Below are 15,723 nucleotides of genomic sequence, written 5' to 3' on the forward strand. Positions count from 1 at the left end.
ATCTACGCATGAAACCAACCGTAGGGGAACGGGCATTCGGCTACTTCAATATACTCCTGATGATCGGTCTGTGCGTCGTCACGCTCTATCCGTTCTTGTACGTTCTGTTCGCTTCGATCAGCGAAGCGACGTCATTTCTGCAGCATAGCGGGCTGCTGTTCGGCCCTGCCGGCTTCGATCTCAGGGCGTACAAGGCGGTTTTCCAAAACCCGATGATTATAAAGGGCTACGAGAACACGCTTCTGTACGTGACGCTAGGAACGGCAATCAACCTTGTCATGACGGCGATCGGCGCCTATGTGCTGTCCAGGCCGAACTTGTATTTCAAAAACATCATCATGTTTTTCATCGTCGTGACGATGGTGTTTCACGGCGGTTTGATTCCGAGCTATCTGCTTGTCAACCAGCTCGGAATGATGAATACGATGTGGGCGATTCTTATTCCCGGCGCCATCAACACGTTCAATATGATCATTATGCGGACCTCGTTCCAGAGTGTTCCGGTCAGCCTCGAAGAGTCGGCGAGAATGGACGGCGCCAGCGACTGGACGATTTTGTTCCGCATCGTGATCCCGCTGTCGATGCCCGTCATTGCCGTCATGATTTTGTGGTATGCGGTAGGCCACTGGAACTCTTACTTTAGCGCTCTCGTTTATTTGCGGAACAGCGAAAAGTACCCGCTTCAGCTCGTGCTCCGCGATATATTGATCGCCAACAGCACCGATTCGATGATGACCGGTTCGGCCAGCGACGACAAGTATGCGATCGGAGAAACGATCAAATACGCGACGATCATCGTGTCGACGTTGCCGATCATTTGTTTGTACCCGTTCCTGCAAAAATATTTCGTCAAAGGCGTCATGATCGGGGCGATCAAAGGGTAGGAGGAAGCCGTGTGACAACCGTTACGTTCGATAATGCGCCGAGCGGCTGGAACGAAGCTTTCCCGCTCGGCAACGGGCATTTTGGCGGCATGATTTATTACGAGGAGCGGCGGCTGACGATAGCGCTCAATCATTACGAGGTTTATTACCGCAAGCTTCATCGATACAGCAAGAAGTATATGCACGGGGAAGAACCCGACTACAGCGTTCAATACGGCCGTACGTTCGAGCAGCTCAAGCAGAGGGCGGAGGAGATGTATCGCGATCCCGGAGAGGGCCCGCTCTTTTTGTACGGCGACGCGTTATCCGCAAACAGCATGTACCGAAAATACGGCAAACCGCACGGTGGGACATCCCATTATCCGACCGGGGAAATCCATCTGCATCCGTCGTTGGAGCTGGACGAGCCGGATTCTTACTCGCTGCAGCTCGACGTGAAGAAGGCGGCCGTGCAGCTGCGAATCGAGAAGGAAGGCAAGAAGCTTGACGCGAGCACGATCGTCGCCCAAGACAGCGATGTTGTCGTGACGGAAATCAGACAGACATCCGGTTCTTTATTACATTCGATAGCTCTGTCGATCCCGGCAAGACGATATGTGGACATGAATGTGACGTATCGCCAGCATGACGAGTCGACATTTTACTATGTGGGCTCCTTTTACCCCGATGGGGAGGACAAGGAGCGTTATCGCCCGTTTTCGTTCATCGTAATGTTGAGGCTGGTCGGAGCCAAGGGGAACGCAGAATGCTCGTCCGATTGCGCTCTCATACAGCTGCGCGATGCGGGGGAGCGCGTGACGGTGCTGACAACGGTCGTGACGGAGGAGCAGGCCGACGATCTGCTTCATGCCGCCTTGCACCGTTTGAATAAGTCCGTCACGCGAGTCGCGGACATGACGGCGAACCATCTGGATCATTGGCGAAGCTTCTGGCGGCGCTCGTCCGTTACTCTGCCCGACAAGCTGCTCGAGGATTTATGGCATATCAACCTGTACGCGATCGCCTGCTGCAGCGGCAAGGGAGGCACGATGCGCGAGCAAGCGTGCGGACTGAACGGCTTGTGGGACATTAAGCAGCCGACCAAATGGGGCAGCATGTGGTATTGGGACGTCAACATTCAAGCCGCTTTTTGGCCGCTCTATACGGCCAACCATCTCGAGGTGGCGGAAGCGTTCAACGACGGGCTTCTTTCCTACGCCGACAATGCCGGGAAGATGGCGAAGCAGTTTTACGGACTGGACGGCGTGGCCGGGGACTACCCGCATGCGCTGTATTTCAGCATATGGCCGTGGTGCGCGCAGTTTTTATGGGACTATTACCGGTACAGCATGGATGCGGACTTTTTGCGGGAGAAGGCGTATCCGTTGTTTCAACGGATTGCGCGTTTTTTCGAGGGGTATTTGCAATACGATGCCGGGAAAGGGCAGTATGATGTGTTTCCGGATATTTCGCCGGAGCAAGGGCCTCTCACGCGCAATTCGACGTGCACGCTGGCATCGGTCAAGTACTTGCTTCGAATTGCGGCGGAGGCGAACGAGCGGCTTGGCGAGGCTGCGGAAGACCGGCGCAAGTGGCAGGAGATCGCAGAGCGGCTCGCCCCTTATCCGGAAGCAGCTTCCGCGCGTTACGGCGAAGTGCTGCTCGATTCCGAGTGGGCGCCGGCAGACTTGCATTTGCGGCATCCGTCGCTCCTGATGCCGATCTATCCGGTTGGCGAAATCGACCGGCACAGCGAGGCACCGCTTCGGCAGCGGGCGGAGAACACGCTTCGCTATGCCGAGGAGAATACGGAATTCGGCATGTTTCAGTTCGGATGGCTGTCCTGCGCCGCCTCCCGGCTGGGCAAGGGAGATGCCGCACTCCGGCTCCTGTACGAGCAAGGCATCGACCTTTCGCTGCGTTGCAACGGATTGTTCGCGGAAGAGACGGAACGCTGGATGAATTATTGCAACATCACGAACGAGCCGCTGTACCATCCGCACATGATGGAAGCTTCCGGCGAAATCGTTGCCGCCGTGAACGAGATGCTGCTGCAAAGCTATGGCGGCGTGATCGAGGTGTTTCCGGCGGTGCCGAAAGGGGAGACCGAGCGGGAACGGACGGTTGGCCTGTACGACCACCTTGCCGGGGAGAAGGCGCGGGCTTACGGAAAATGGAGCAATTGCGCGTTCCGGGGGCTATTGGCTGTCGGGGGGTTCGAAGTCAGTGCGAAGATGCAAGACGGCCGTACGGCCTGGATTGGAATACGAAGCTTAGCAGGCGGTGAAGTTGTGCTGCGCAACCCGTTCGCCGCAGAGGTGGATGCAGCCGTCGTGCGCCTGGATGGGGCGTTGCGGACAGCGGTGGAGCATGTCCGTAGAGACGGATGTCTCTGCTTTGATACGGTGCGGGGCGGCGAGTACATCGTTTATTCGCGAGCAGATGCTATGCCGCCCGAGTGGCTGCCGACGGGTGCGGATGCGAAAGAAGGCGCTGCAAGCGGTACGTGCGGCCCTCGCGTTCACGAGGCGCACACGCGCCGGAGAGTGTTTCTCGGCAAAGACCGGGACACCGACCATTTCCGGCTGCTCGATCATTTTACATTCGACTATTATGCCGGCAACAGCCGGGAGTCGAGGCTTGCCGCCTATCGGCTCGATTTCGGGGTTAAGCCGGAGCTGCTGGTTAAAGATTACAACTTGGCATTACCCCGCCAAATTCATGTGGAGGGTGTGCTCGGCCAGGCGTTTCGCAAAATATCGCCGGAATCCGTCTTTACGCCTTTTGGCGGAATCGGTTGGGACAGCGCGGACAAGATAACGGCAATGGATCGCGGGGGGCCGGACTTGCTTCGCCGGGATTTCGTCGGCGGAACGGACGATGCGGCCTTTATCGTCGAGTTGCCGAAGGGAAGGTACGACCTGCTGATCGTATCCGGGGACAGCGCCGCACCGTCTTGCACGATGCTTGAAATCCCGGGACAGCCGCTTTGGAAAACGGAGAAAGCGCTGAAAGCGGGCGAATATGCGACGGATATCATACCGCTCACACGCAGAAAAAGGACGGCTACGTAACCATGCGGTTCCGCTCGTGTGCTGGTTTGCCATGGAGGGTGAACGTACTCATTATCAACAAGAACTACACGTACTTGTAATTTGCAGCGCTGAAAGGGGGTGATTCGTGTACTGTAAGAAGTCGGGGCAAGCGTTCTATATTTTCGAAAAAGGGGTGAAAAGCAAGAGATCCGGCTAAAAATCGAAATGCATTCCGGATTTTGCCGGGCGGGGATGAACAGAAGCTTTTGATAAAGGAGGCGTTGCGGTGCTGCCTGGGAGAACTCGTATTTCCGCCGGGGGATTGGAAAGAACGACCAAATGGCCTTCAACAAATACGATACGAGGAGGTAAAGTATGCGCGTTAACAAGAAAGTGAAATTGGCGGCTCGAATTGTTGTTCCGGCATTCCTGACGGTTCAGCTATTGGGAGGGCTGCAGACTGCCTATGCAGGGACGGAGAAATTCCCGACTTATGCGCAACACGCGGTCCCAAGCCTCACATCCGGCACTGCTGATATTGCCGGCTCTGCGTTCGTCGACAAGGACGGCGATTTTCATTGGATGTATTCCGTATCCAACTACGAACAGTCGGATAGCGGCGGCTCCTGGATCAAATACAACACCAATACGGACTTAGGCGCGTTAAATACGAACTGGGGCACTGCAACAACCTATAATTCTTACTGGAACAGGCCGGGAACTATCAATTACAAGATCGACGAAACCTACGGCATTCCGACTCTTTACCAGGATGACCACAACGACGGTATCGGCGTCTGGATTGACCCGGATACGGGATACTGGTATGCACTGACGAACGACGAGTATCAATTTAATCCGTTTGCAACAGGCACCCCGACGAACAATCAGAGAATTGCCACAGGTCTTCATAACAACCGCGTTCTGGCCACCTACTCGACGGATAAAGGGGTAACCTGGAAGTTGATCGGGCAGGTGGCCACTTCACCGTGGAACGACAGCAATGAAGCAGCTACCGCAACCAACTTCCCGGGCTCGACCTGGTCATACGGAGTTGCCGGCACCAGATTTTTCGTTGACAATGTTAACGGTTACTTCTATGTGTTGTACAACAATCACATCAATTGGAAGCCGGGTTTCAGCAACGTACTCACGTGGTTCAGCCTCGCCCGCTCTCCGATCAGCGCCAAGATGGCCGAAGGTTCATGGGATGTTTGGTATAACGGGACATGGACCAGATCCGCGCTTAAAGGTTATGCAGGATGGATAGGCAGTCCTATGGGGGCTGGGAGCGATCATAATCTGACGGTTAACTATACGCCGGCAACGGACAGCCTTACGTTAACAGGGACAGGAATGGACGGCTCATCCCTGAACATCAGCTACACGAAAATTCCGAGCAGCGGAGATTTTACCTTCCAAGATACCGCAGGCAGCACGTATACGGCGAACACGGTGGGCGGTACGATCATCAACTCTAGCGGCACCAGCATTCCGTCCGTCTCTTACTCCGATCCTGCTCTGGATGCAACTGTAACCGTTTACATTGAGAGCGGCAAAATAACGATCAAACAAGAAAACAATTCAACCGGCTACATTGCAACAGTAAAACCCGCTACGGGCAACCCGGTATTTAAAGATACGGCGAGCCAGAGGCTGTTTGTTCCGGTCAATACTCAATACGAAAATGCCTTTTCCTATAACGTATATAGCGGCAAGTACCGCTCCGTCGGCTATGACGGATACGTGTACGAGACAGATGATTTAGGCGCTCCGGACAGTTTCAAAATCGTAGGCAAGCTACCGGCTGCCGTAGGCAGTTATTTGTCCCAGATCGACACCGGCAGTCTTACCAATCAGCAAGTCAGCGGCTATTCGTTCAGGACGATCTCCGATTTATCCGGTAAACAAATCAATTATTCTACGGCTGATCCTGGTCCCGGGCAAACTTACTACTCCGCTTACAATCCGCCAAAAGACGCCAATGGAACCGCAATTTCGCCGTCTGTAACCTATACTGTTTCCATAGGCGGGAATGCGCTCAAGGATGGCACGGCTGATCAGTGGCAGTTTATTCCCGTTCCCGATGAATTTGATTCGTCAAAAAATAGCGGTTTCTACAGACTGCAGAATGTAGCTACAGGACACTATCTGAAGGTATCCGGTACAACGGCTGCAGCAACGCGGGCTATGGGAGCAAGCGTTAGCTTTGGTGCAGCAGACGCGGATGCGAATCCAAGCGGAAACGGCGGAAATGGCGCTGCAGCAGGCAGTGACCAATGGTACCTTTTGCCTGTCGGAAATGCAACCCCGGCCTACCTCACTCCTTCATCTCCTTCATCTACGATTTCAGCAGCGACAAATACAAGTGTAAGCGGGATAACCAAATATAGGCTGGTCAACAGAACAAGCGCTCTTGGAGTTGAGTTTGCCTCGGGTCAAGCAACCATACAGAGTATGAAATTCGGCGCCAACAATCCTCAGGTCATGACCATCACCCCTGCAGCACCGAATCCAAACATACCGTCTGCACCAACCGGTTTGAGCGCGACAGCGGCAAGCGGGTCGCAGATCAATGTCAGCTGGAATGGCTCTACGGGAGCTACAGGTTATGACCTTTTGGTAGATGGTGTGGTGGTAAGTAACGCAAGCAGTCCTTTTGCGCATACAGGGCTAGCGGCAAGCTCGACCCACACCTACCAGGTAAGGGCAAAGAATAGCGCGGGCTCAAGCATATGGAGTTTGCCGGTAAGTATGACTACCCAATCAGGTATTGTCTCGCAAGGCAAGCCAGCTACGGCAAGCTCGGTACAAACTGGAAATGCGGTAAGCAATGCAAATGACGGGAATACGACCTCTACCAGATGGGCGGCAGTCACCAATACATACCCGCAGTGGTGGAAGGTTGACCTCGGCAGCAGCATGTATATTTCGAAGCTGGAAAGCTACTGGTACAACAGCACGACCTATCCAAGGTACTACAAGTACAAAATTGAAGGCAGCAATGACGATGTGACCTATACGACGATACTTGACAGGACGGACAATACGACGCAAGGCTTGACAACAGATACTTTTAATGCAGTTTACAGGTATGTCAGGGTTACCGTAACGGGCTCCAGCTACAGTGGCGGTAGTGCTTCCAGTTATGAATTCAATGTGTATGGAGATCCAAACCAGACGGGACAGCTTCTATCGCAAGGGAAGACGTCTGCAGCAAGCTCGGTACAAACAGGAAATGAAGTGAGCAACGCCAATGACGGGAATACGACCTCTACCAGATGGGCGGCAGTGACCAACACGTACCCGCAGTGGTGGAAGGTTGACCTGGGCAGCAGCATGAATATTACGAAGCTCGAAAGCTACTGGTACAACAGCACGACCTATCCAAGGTACTACAAGTACATAATAGAAGGCAGCAATGACGATGTGACCTATACGACGATACTTGACAGGACGGGCAATACGACGCAAGGCTTGACAAAGGATACTTTTAACGCAACGTACAGATATGTCAGGGTTACCGTAACGGGCTCCAGCTATAGTGGCGGAAGTGCTTCCAGCTATGAATTCAAGGTATATGGAGATCCAAACCAGACAGTTAAGCCGGTGGCGGTCGGCTCGGAGCTGACCACTCCGCAAGACACAGCAGTGAGCGGGACTCTGAGCGCAAGCGATGCAAAAGGAGCTCCGCTCGTGTACAGCATCGTAACGAACGGCGCGAAAGGGACGGCGGCCATTGCGAATATTGCCACCGGTGCTTTTACTTATACGCCGAACCCCGGTGTGACCGGCACCGATACGTTCACGTTCATGGCGAGCAACGGCTTTGCCGATTCGGATGCCGCCACGGTAACCGTGCATATTCGCGACACGATCCCGCCGGTGACGGCGGATGACGCGAAGAGCGAATGGCAAAATACCGCGCAGACGGTTCATCTGACGGCAACGGATGCCGGAAGCGGAGTTGCTCACACATACTACAGCCTGGACGGCAGCCCGTTCTCGGAAGGAACCGCGGTGACCGTCAGCAGCGAGGGTGCGCACGAGCTTAAGTACTATAGCGTCGATAACGAGGGCAACGAGGAGACAGCGAAATCGGCGGCGGTCAAAATCGATATGACCGGTCCGTCGATAACGCCGACCGTTACGATGGCCGTTTACCAAACGGATGCGGCAACGATCGCGTTCGACGTCCAAGACGGCTTGAGCGGCGTTGCGGGCATGTCGTTCGAATTGGACGGCAAATCGGTCCCATACCCGATAACGCTCGAGCCGCTTAAGCTGAGCGTCGGCCCCCATACGATTCGGGCGACCGCATCGGATCGTGCGGGCAACGTAACGACACGCGATTTTACGTTGAACGTGATGATGGACATCGGCCATCTGCCGCAGCTCATGCAAGCTGGAGCGGATAAAGGCTGGATTTCGGATGGCGGCATACTGAACAGCCTTATGGCTAAAGCAAATCATCTCGGGCAAAAGCACGCCGACATCAGGAACGGGTTGAAAGCTTTGGAAAATGAAGTGCAGGCACAAGCCGGCAAACACATACAGGCCTCGTTCGCGAATGTGCTTCTGAGCGATATTGCGTATTTGAAGCAGCTTGATTTGCCATAACCGGCGAAGCGCGAGAAGAGCGGGAAAGAATGCCGTCGCATGCGGAGGCGGAAGCGAAGGAAGCCTGACGCCGGCGCCGGCATTCGAGCCCGCAAACTTGCGTAAACACCGAAAAAAAGGAGATGAAAAGCAATGAGAACCAAGAAATCGCGTTTTACGAAAATTTGTGCTTTATTCGCGATACTTCTCATGGCAACGCAGACTCTCGGATTCGGTATTTCAGATTTGACGGGAAACAGTACTATTCCCACCGCTTACGCTGCTTCAACAACGGTTCGATCGTCAGTCATGGAGGTTACGATCGACGACCAATTCCCCCGGGTTATTCAGTACCAATGGCTGAGCAACGGTAAAATGATGTACGGCCAAGAGGACGCAATTTCAACGGTGAACATCAACGGTGTCTCTTATACGCCAACGGTGCAATTCGCACAGACGGAACTGGATAAGGCAACCTATACGCTCACTTTTCAAAATATTGATGTGGTTATGACCGTCGTCATCGAGGTTGTCGAAAACGTGATGAACTTCAAAGTGACGAACATTCAGGAAAACGGTTCCACCTTAGTGAAAACGGTTGAATTCCCCAAGCACAGCTTGATCTCCATCCGCGATACGCAAATAGGCGCGCAGGAAACCGGCGTCGACGTCAGGTCGTGGAACAGCACGAAGGAAGAGTATAATCTGCTGGCGAACAAAGCGGCGGATGCAGCTCCGGTCGGGAAATCGTACGTGATTTTGAACACTAGCGAGCTTGCGGCATCCATTTACAGCAACGCGTTCGAGTTCGTACCGGACAGCAGCAAAAACAATCCGGACTACAACGACTACGAGCAGCATTATTATTACCAGACCGTAGCTAAAAGCGGCTATAAAAAAATGGGCGTCTGGAGCTATCCTTGGACGTACAGAGAAATATCGGGGAACGTCCAGGAAATCGTTGAGCTGCCGTATGTTAAAGTGGCCATTACTCCGGATGCAAACGGGGATGGAGTTGTAGATTGGCAGGATGGCGGCATTGCCTACCGCAAAATCATGACGTTGCCGTATGGCCATGAGATCATCCCGAAAGTGACTGCGGAAATTGCCCATAACACCTTAAGTATGACACAGTGGCCGTTCTTGCGAACGCTGGACATGATCAAGAAGTTTTACCTGTATACGGACGGCTTCGGCCAGTTGTTCCAGACGAAGGGCTCGCTGCGTGAAGGAAGCGCCGAACCGGATTATGGCATCGGCATCAATAAAAGAGCCGGCGGCGCCAGCGATCTGAACAAGTTCGCTACCGAAGCGGCCAAATACAATACGTATGTGGGAATCCACATCAACAACCGGGAGCTGAACCCCGAATCGCAATACTACAGCTACGAGAAGTCGTCGGGAACGATATGCTATGAATGGTCGGATCCGTTGGAATGCGTCAAACGGTACGACGATGCGATCGATAACGGACCGACCGGCTTGGCCGCAAGAATCGCGGAACTGCGCCGCAATGTCCCGAATTTGAAATGGACTTATATCGACGTATACACAGGAAACGGTTACAGCCAATGGAAGCTGGCGCACGAATTAAACCGGAACGGCTTTATGATCGGTACGGAATTCAGCGGCGCCCTCGACAGGTATAGTATTTGGAATCATGTGACGCAGAACGAGAGCAAGGTGGAGAGATTCCTAAGAAACCATGTGACCGATGAATTTATGTACGACCCTATACTGCTTGGGTCCCGCCATGCTAGCGCAATGGGATACGGCAACGATAAAGGCGAAGATCAAGGCGAGACCGGATTGACGATCCAGGACCAGATGAACATCTTCTTTACGAACAATTTGCTTTCCAAGTACATGCAAAATTATGAAATTATGAAGATGGATGTCGATCAGACGCTGAACCAAGCGACGAACGTAATGTTCCAAGGCGGATTGACCGGGCAAGTCGTTGATCCGGGCACCGTGACGAATGACGGAACCTATGTCACCAACAATCCGAAAGTAGAATTAAGGAGGAACGGAGCGTTAATCGCAACGTACCAGAAAGAGTTCAAGAAGAAAATCGTTGCAACTACAACAGCCAACTATCACGGAAAGACGGTAACGCCTCAGCTTACTCAATATTTGCTTCCGTGGGATCCGCAAACGGAGACGAAATTGTACCACTGGAACTCGGTTGGCGGCAACACGACTTGGACGCTTCCCGCAAGCTGGGCAGGCGTAACGGCTGTAGATTTGTATAAGCTCACCGACACAGGGAAAGTGCCGGTTGGGAGTTTGCCGGTCGTTTCGGGCCAACTGACGATCAATGCGGCAGCGAATACGCCATACGTCGTGTATAAGTCAGGCAAGGGAGATACGATCACGCCGGTAACGGAGCTGAACTTCGGTGAAGGCGGCTTGGTCAAAGACCCCGGATTTGACAGCCGGTTGTTGAATAACTGGAACGTCTCGTCGACGAGCGGGAACACAAGCCATGTGTCTATCCAAACGAACGAGGCGGGAGATACATACCTTCAGGTGAAAGGGAATAACGGTGCCGACGCAACCGTTGCCCAGACGATCGCCGGCTTGATTCCGGGCAAGACGTATCAGGCATCCGTATGGGCCGAAGTGAAGAACGGGCGCACGCTTACGGTTGGCGTGAAGGATTACGGGGGCACGGAAGTTACGAATACGATGACCAAGTCCAACGTCCCGAACAAGTATTTCAACACGATGAGGTCTTCCATCAACAGCAACAAGCTCGGGAGCAATAACATGCAGCGGATCTGGGTGAATTTCACCGTGCCCGCCGGTCATTCAAGCGCGACATTCTATATGAAAGCAAGTCAGGTAGCCGGCTCCGCGACTGCGGAAGCGGACTTGGACGATGTCCGGATCGTCGAGCTTGATGCTCCGGCGCCGCAAGGAAATCATTATTTCTTCGAAGATTTCGAGAGCAATCAAGAGGGCCACGGACCGTTCATTTACATGAACGGAGCCAATCATCTGTCGGAATTGCATGAAGGCTTTACGAACAATACGATCAACGGCAGGTTTTCGTTAAAAATGACGGATAACGAAACCAGCAATGCCGAACTGGAAAGAACCGTTCCGACAAACCTCAAATTGCAGCCGAATACGACGTATACGGTCAGCTTCCCGTACCGCATGAAATATCCGGACAGCTTTAAGTTCGCCCTGACGAGCGGTTATGGAACGGGAATGGTTGATTTGTTCAACGACACGCTCGACAATGCGAAATACTTCTACAGCAAAACGTTTACAACCGGCAGCGCTGATGATTACAGCTTCCGCTTTATCAAAAAATCAGGCGGTCCGGCCGGCGTGCAAGAGCTGATTATCGACGATTTCACGGTAGATCTAGGAGCAGTAGCTCCCCCTGCCGAGACGGCGGACCAGACGTTCGACGACGGACAGATCGGCGGCTGGGTCGTGGCCTACGGCAACGGGCAGATTCAGGCAGCCGACGGACAGCTTTCCATGAAAACGGACCGTTACGATACGATAGCGCTCGATCGGAACACGGCGGATATTGCGGATGGCGACATTTCGTTCACCGTCACGCCTCAATCCGGCAGCTCGGCCGGAGCCGTAATCCGCTACACGTCGCCGGCCAGCTATACGCAAATAAGATACGATTCGGCAACCGGTTGGACTTACCGGGATCCGCAAGGGCATTCGGGAATTATCAATAAGCCCGGCGTTTCGTTAACGCAGGGCGTTCCGCACAAAGTGAAGCTGACTTATACGGGCAGCCATTACAAGCTGAAGGTCGACAATATCCTGCTCTTCGACGGCGATGTACCGGAGTTGAAAACGACGGCAGGCCGCACCGGTTTTATCGTCAGAAACAAAACCAGCGTATATGTCGACGATGTGACGCTGGCCAATATGGGCCCAGCTGCGGGGTCGACGCCGATTATTCCGACGCCTCCGGCCGAAGCGCCGCAGTCGGCGCCCGGAACGATTGTGCTTGACTCCTATGACGATTCTTATGTGCGGGATAGCTCGTATGCGAATACGAATTACGGCTCCTCTCCGACAATCGAGGTCAAATGGGACGGTAACGCCGGCTATTCCCGCGAGTCCTACCTGAAATTTGATCTTTCGGGAGTTACAAGCGCGGTATATGCTGCGAAAGTCAAATTGAATTTGGTCGACGTTGGCGAAACGGCGCCCAATCAAGTGGTAGAGCTGGTAACCGACAATACGTGGACCGAGAACACGATTACGTGGAACAACAAACCTGCTTCCTCGGGGATCGTGCTGGCTACCTTCCCTCCTACCCTCGGCGCGCATGAATTCGATGTAACGAGCCAGGTTCAACAAGCTTTGGCCGCCGATAAGCAGCTTTCCTTAAAAATTCGCGGCGCAGTAAGAAAGGTGGGAGGGGCGGCTTACGCCATATACGGAGCGTTCGAGAACACGCAGGCCAGCAACCGTCCGGTTCTGGAGTTAAGCGTGCCGATAGTCGATAAATCCGCACCAGTTACAACTGACGATGCTCCGAAAGACTGGGTGAACAGCGACGTTACGGTCACTTTGACTGCCAGCGACAGCGGCTCGGGCGTAGCCGGCACCTACTACTCCGTGGACGGCGGTGCCAAACAGCAAGGCACTTCCGTTACCATCACGGCGGAAGGCAGCCATACTCTCTCTTACTGGAGCGTTGACAAGGCAGGTAACGTTGAAGCACCTCATACCGTGGCCGTGCAATTGGATAAGACGGCGCCAACGATTCGCGTTGTTATGGATAAACCTGTTTTGTGGCCCGCAAACCATCAAATGGTCACGGTAAGTGCGAACGTGTATTCGGAAGATCGCCTTTCCGGAATCAAATCTGTCTATCTCGAATCCATAACAAGCAATGAGCCGGACAGCGGATCGGGCGAAGGCAATACGCCGAACGACATTCAGGGCGCAGAAATAGGCACTTTCGATACTGTTTTTATGCTTCGTGCCGAAAGATCCGGCAAAGGTAGCGGGCGCACATACACCATTACCTATACGGCTATTGATTATGCAGGCAATAAAATTTCAGCTTCGGCAACCGTTGCGGTTCCTCACGACCAATCCGGTAATTAGACGATTCCAGCATTTTCAGACGGAAAGATGCAGGTGCCCGCAATCGCAAGTCTAATTTGATCGTTGGAGGAGTTTGTTGATGAGCTTACGTTGGAAAAAATCCGCTGTAGTCGCGCTCCTTGCCTGTCTCGTGCTGTACCCGTTCCTGCTTTTGGCGGGACCGGCGCAAGCGGCAAGCGCCGCAGACGAGTACGATTTGCTGAGGGACAGGTGGAACGCCTATTTGACAGGCGGACCGGCGATCGATACGTCGGACCCGGAAATAGCGGCGAAAATCAGCCAAGTCGAAACGAACGCGAACAATTACTGGTCCTCGATGAACAAAAGCGCCGGGCGGACGTATTTATGGAGCGATCTGGCGAATTGGAGCGTCTCCAGCACGATTTCCGCAAACTATGTCCGGCTGAAGGAAATGGCGCTGGCGTATGCCACGGCGGGATCGTCCCTGAAAGGGAACGCAAGCCTTGCTGCCGACATTCTGAACGGACTGGACTGGATGTATGCGAATAAATACAACGAATCGAAGGGAGAATCGGGCAACTGGTGGGATTGGGAAATCGGCGTGCCGATGAACCTGACGGATGCGATGGTTTTGATGTACGATCAAATGTCCGTGACGCAAAAGGCCAATTACACGAAGGCGTTGGATAAATTCGTTCCGGATCCGACCTATCGCACGAATTCTCCCTCGCTGAAAGAGACCGGAATCGGCTCGATAAAGCGCTGATCGTCTCCATGCGCGGAGTGCTCAACAAATCGGGCGTCAAAATTGCTCAAGGCCGGGACGCGATCAGCCAGGTATTGCTGTACGTACAGGACGGAGACGGCTTTTACGAGGACGGTTCGTTCATCCAGCACGATTATGTCGCGTATACGGGCAGCTACGGCGCCGTTTTGATCGGAGATATGGCGAAGCTGCTCTATTTGCTCGGCGGATCCAGCTGGGACGTTACGGACCCCAATGTAGCCAACGTCATTCGTTGGGTAACGGAAGCGTACCGCCCGTTTCTGTATAAAGGCGCCATGATGGACACGGTGCGGGGACGCGCGGTATCGCGTGAAGGCTCGCAGGATCATCAGATGGGGCGGAGCATCGTGGCTTCGCTCGTCATGCTGGCGGACGGGTTGAACGCGCGGGATGCCGCGACCGTACGGCAAATCGCCAAGGGCCAGATCAAGTCGGACACGACGTTCGCGAGCTATACGGACGGCCTTTCCATCTTCAATATCGGCAAAATAAAAGCCCTGATAGGAGATGCGTCCGTTGCGCCTGCAGGCGATATGATCTATACGCATGTATTCGCGGGAATGGACCGCGCCGTGCACTTGCGGCCTAGCTTCGGCCTGGCGCTTGGGCTGTTTTCGACGCGAATTTCCGCGTTCGAATACGGCAACGGCGAAAATTATAAGCGTGGTGGCAAGGTGCAGGGGCAGCCTACTTGTACAACGCGGATCAGACGCAGTTTTCGGGTGCGTACTGGCCGACGGTGAATCCGGCGAGATTGCCGGGAACGACGACGGACGGATCTACAGGCACTTTAAGCTCTTTCAAATTCAACACGTCGAATTGGGCGGGAGGCTCGTCGATCGACGGCCCGTACGGGACGGTCGGCATGCAGTTTTCGATGTCGAACAATACGGGAACGCCGCTCTCCGGCAAAAAGTCATGGTTTCTTTTCGGCGACAAGTACGTAGCGCTCGGCGCCGATATTACGAGCACCGGAGGACGCCCCGTGGAGACGATCGTCGAAAACCGCAAGCTGAACGAGAGCGGCTCTAATACACTGACGGTAAATGGTACGGCGAAGCCTTCGGCGAGCGGATGGGCGGAAACGATGACGAACGTACAGTGGGCGCATTTGTCCGGCAGCGTACCCGGCTCCGATATCGCGTACGTGTTCCCGGGAGGCGCCACGGTGAACGGTTTGCGGGAAACGCGTTCCGGCTCCTGGAAAGATATAAACACCGACGGCAGCGCTGCGGTATTGTCCGCGCAATACGCGAGTCTGGCGCTGAATCACGGCGTCGATCCCGCTCAAGCTTCCTATGCGTACGCCGTCTATCCGGGGGCGACGACGGCCGAGGCTGCCGCTTATGCGGCGAATCCCGGTTTACAGTTCTGA

Annotated in this window: 6 protein-coding genes and 1 pseudogene; all 7 read left to right on the plus strand. The window is 54.0% G+C overall.

All coding sequences use genetic code 11. The features are described 5' to 3' along the window. Positions 1-8 precede the first annotated feature (8 nt). Positions 9-884, plus strand: coding sequence for a carbohydrate ABC transporter permease (locus tag SD70_RS03085; protein ID WP_041045531.1), 876 nt, complete (start codon positions 9-11; stop codon positions 882-884). Between the two features lie 11 nt (positions 885-895). Beyond that, complete coding sequence (locus SD70_RS03090; RefSeq protein ID WP_231571005.1) at positions 896-3,937, plus strand: glycosyl hydrolase family 95 catalytic domain-containing protein; 3,042 nt, start codon at positions 896-898, stop codon at positions 3,935-3,937. Positions 3,938-4,273: 336 nt separating this feature from the next. Beyond that, positions 4,274-8,518 (plus strand): galactose-binding domain-containing protein, encoded by a 4,245-nt coding sequence (locus tag SD70_RS03095; protein ID WP_041045533.1) that lies wholly within the window; start codon positions 4,274-4,276, stop codon positions 8,516-8,518. A gap of 288 nt (positions 8,519-8,806) precedes the next feature. After that, positions 8,807-13,600, plus strand: coding sequence for an endo-alpha-N-acetylgalactosaminidase family protein (locus tag SD70_RS03100; protein ID WP_197080918.1), 4,794 nt, complete (start codon positions 8,807-8,809; stop codon positions 13,598-13,600). 79 nt (positions 13,601-13,679) lie between these two features. Further along, positions 13,680-14,698: pseudogene (locus SD70_RS39105) on the plus strand (hyaluronate lyase); the annotation flags it as partial. A 210-nt stretch (positions 14,699-14,908) separates the two neighbouring features. Then, positions 14,909-15,091 carry a polysaccharide lyase family 8 super-sandwich domain-containing protein gene (locus SD70_RS39110; RefSeq protein WP_269432408.1) on the plus strand — a complete coding sequence of 61 codons (183 nt, stop codon included), beginning with the start codon at positions 14,909-14,911 and terminating at the stop codon, positions 15,089-15,091. Then, positions 15,040-15,723 carry a polysaccharide lyase family 8 super-sandwich domain-containing protein gene (locus tag SD70_RS39115; RefSeq protein ID WP_269432407.1) on the plus strand — a complete coding sequence of 228 codons (684 nt, stop codon included), beginning with the start codon at positions 15,040-15,042 and terminating at the stop codon, positions 15,721-15,723. The genes SD70_RS39110 and SD70_RS39115 overlap by 52 nt, the downstream gene beginning before the upstream one ends.

Source organism: Gordoniibacillus kamchatkensis (genome assembly GCF_000829455.1).
GTDB lineage: Bacteria > Bacillota > Bacilli > Paenibacillales > NBRC-103111 > Gordoniibacillus > Gordoniibacillus kamchatkensis.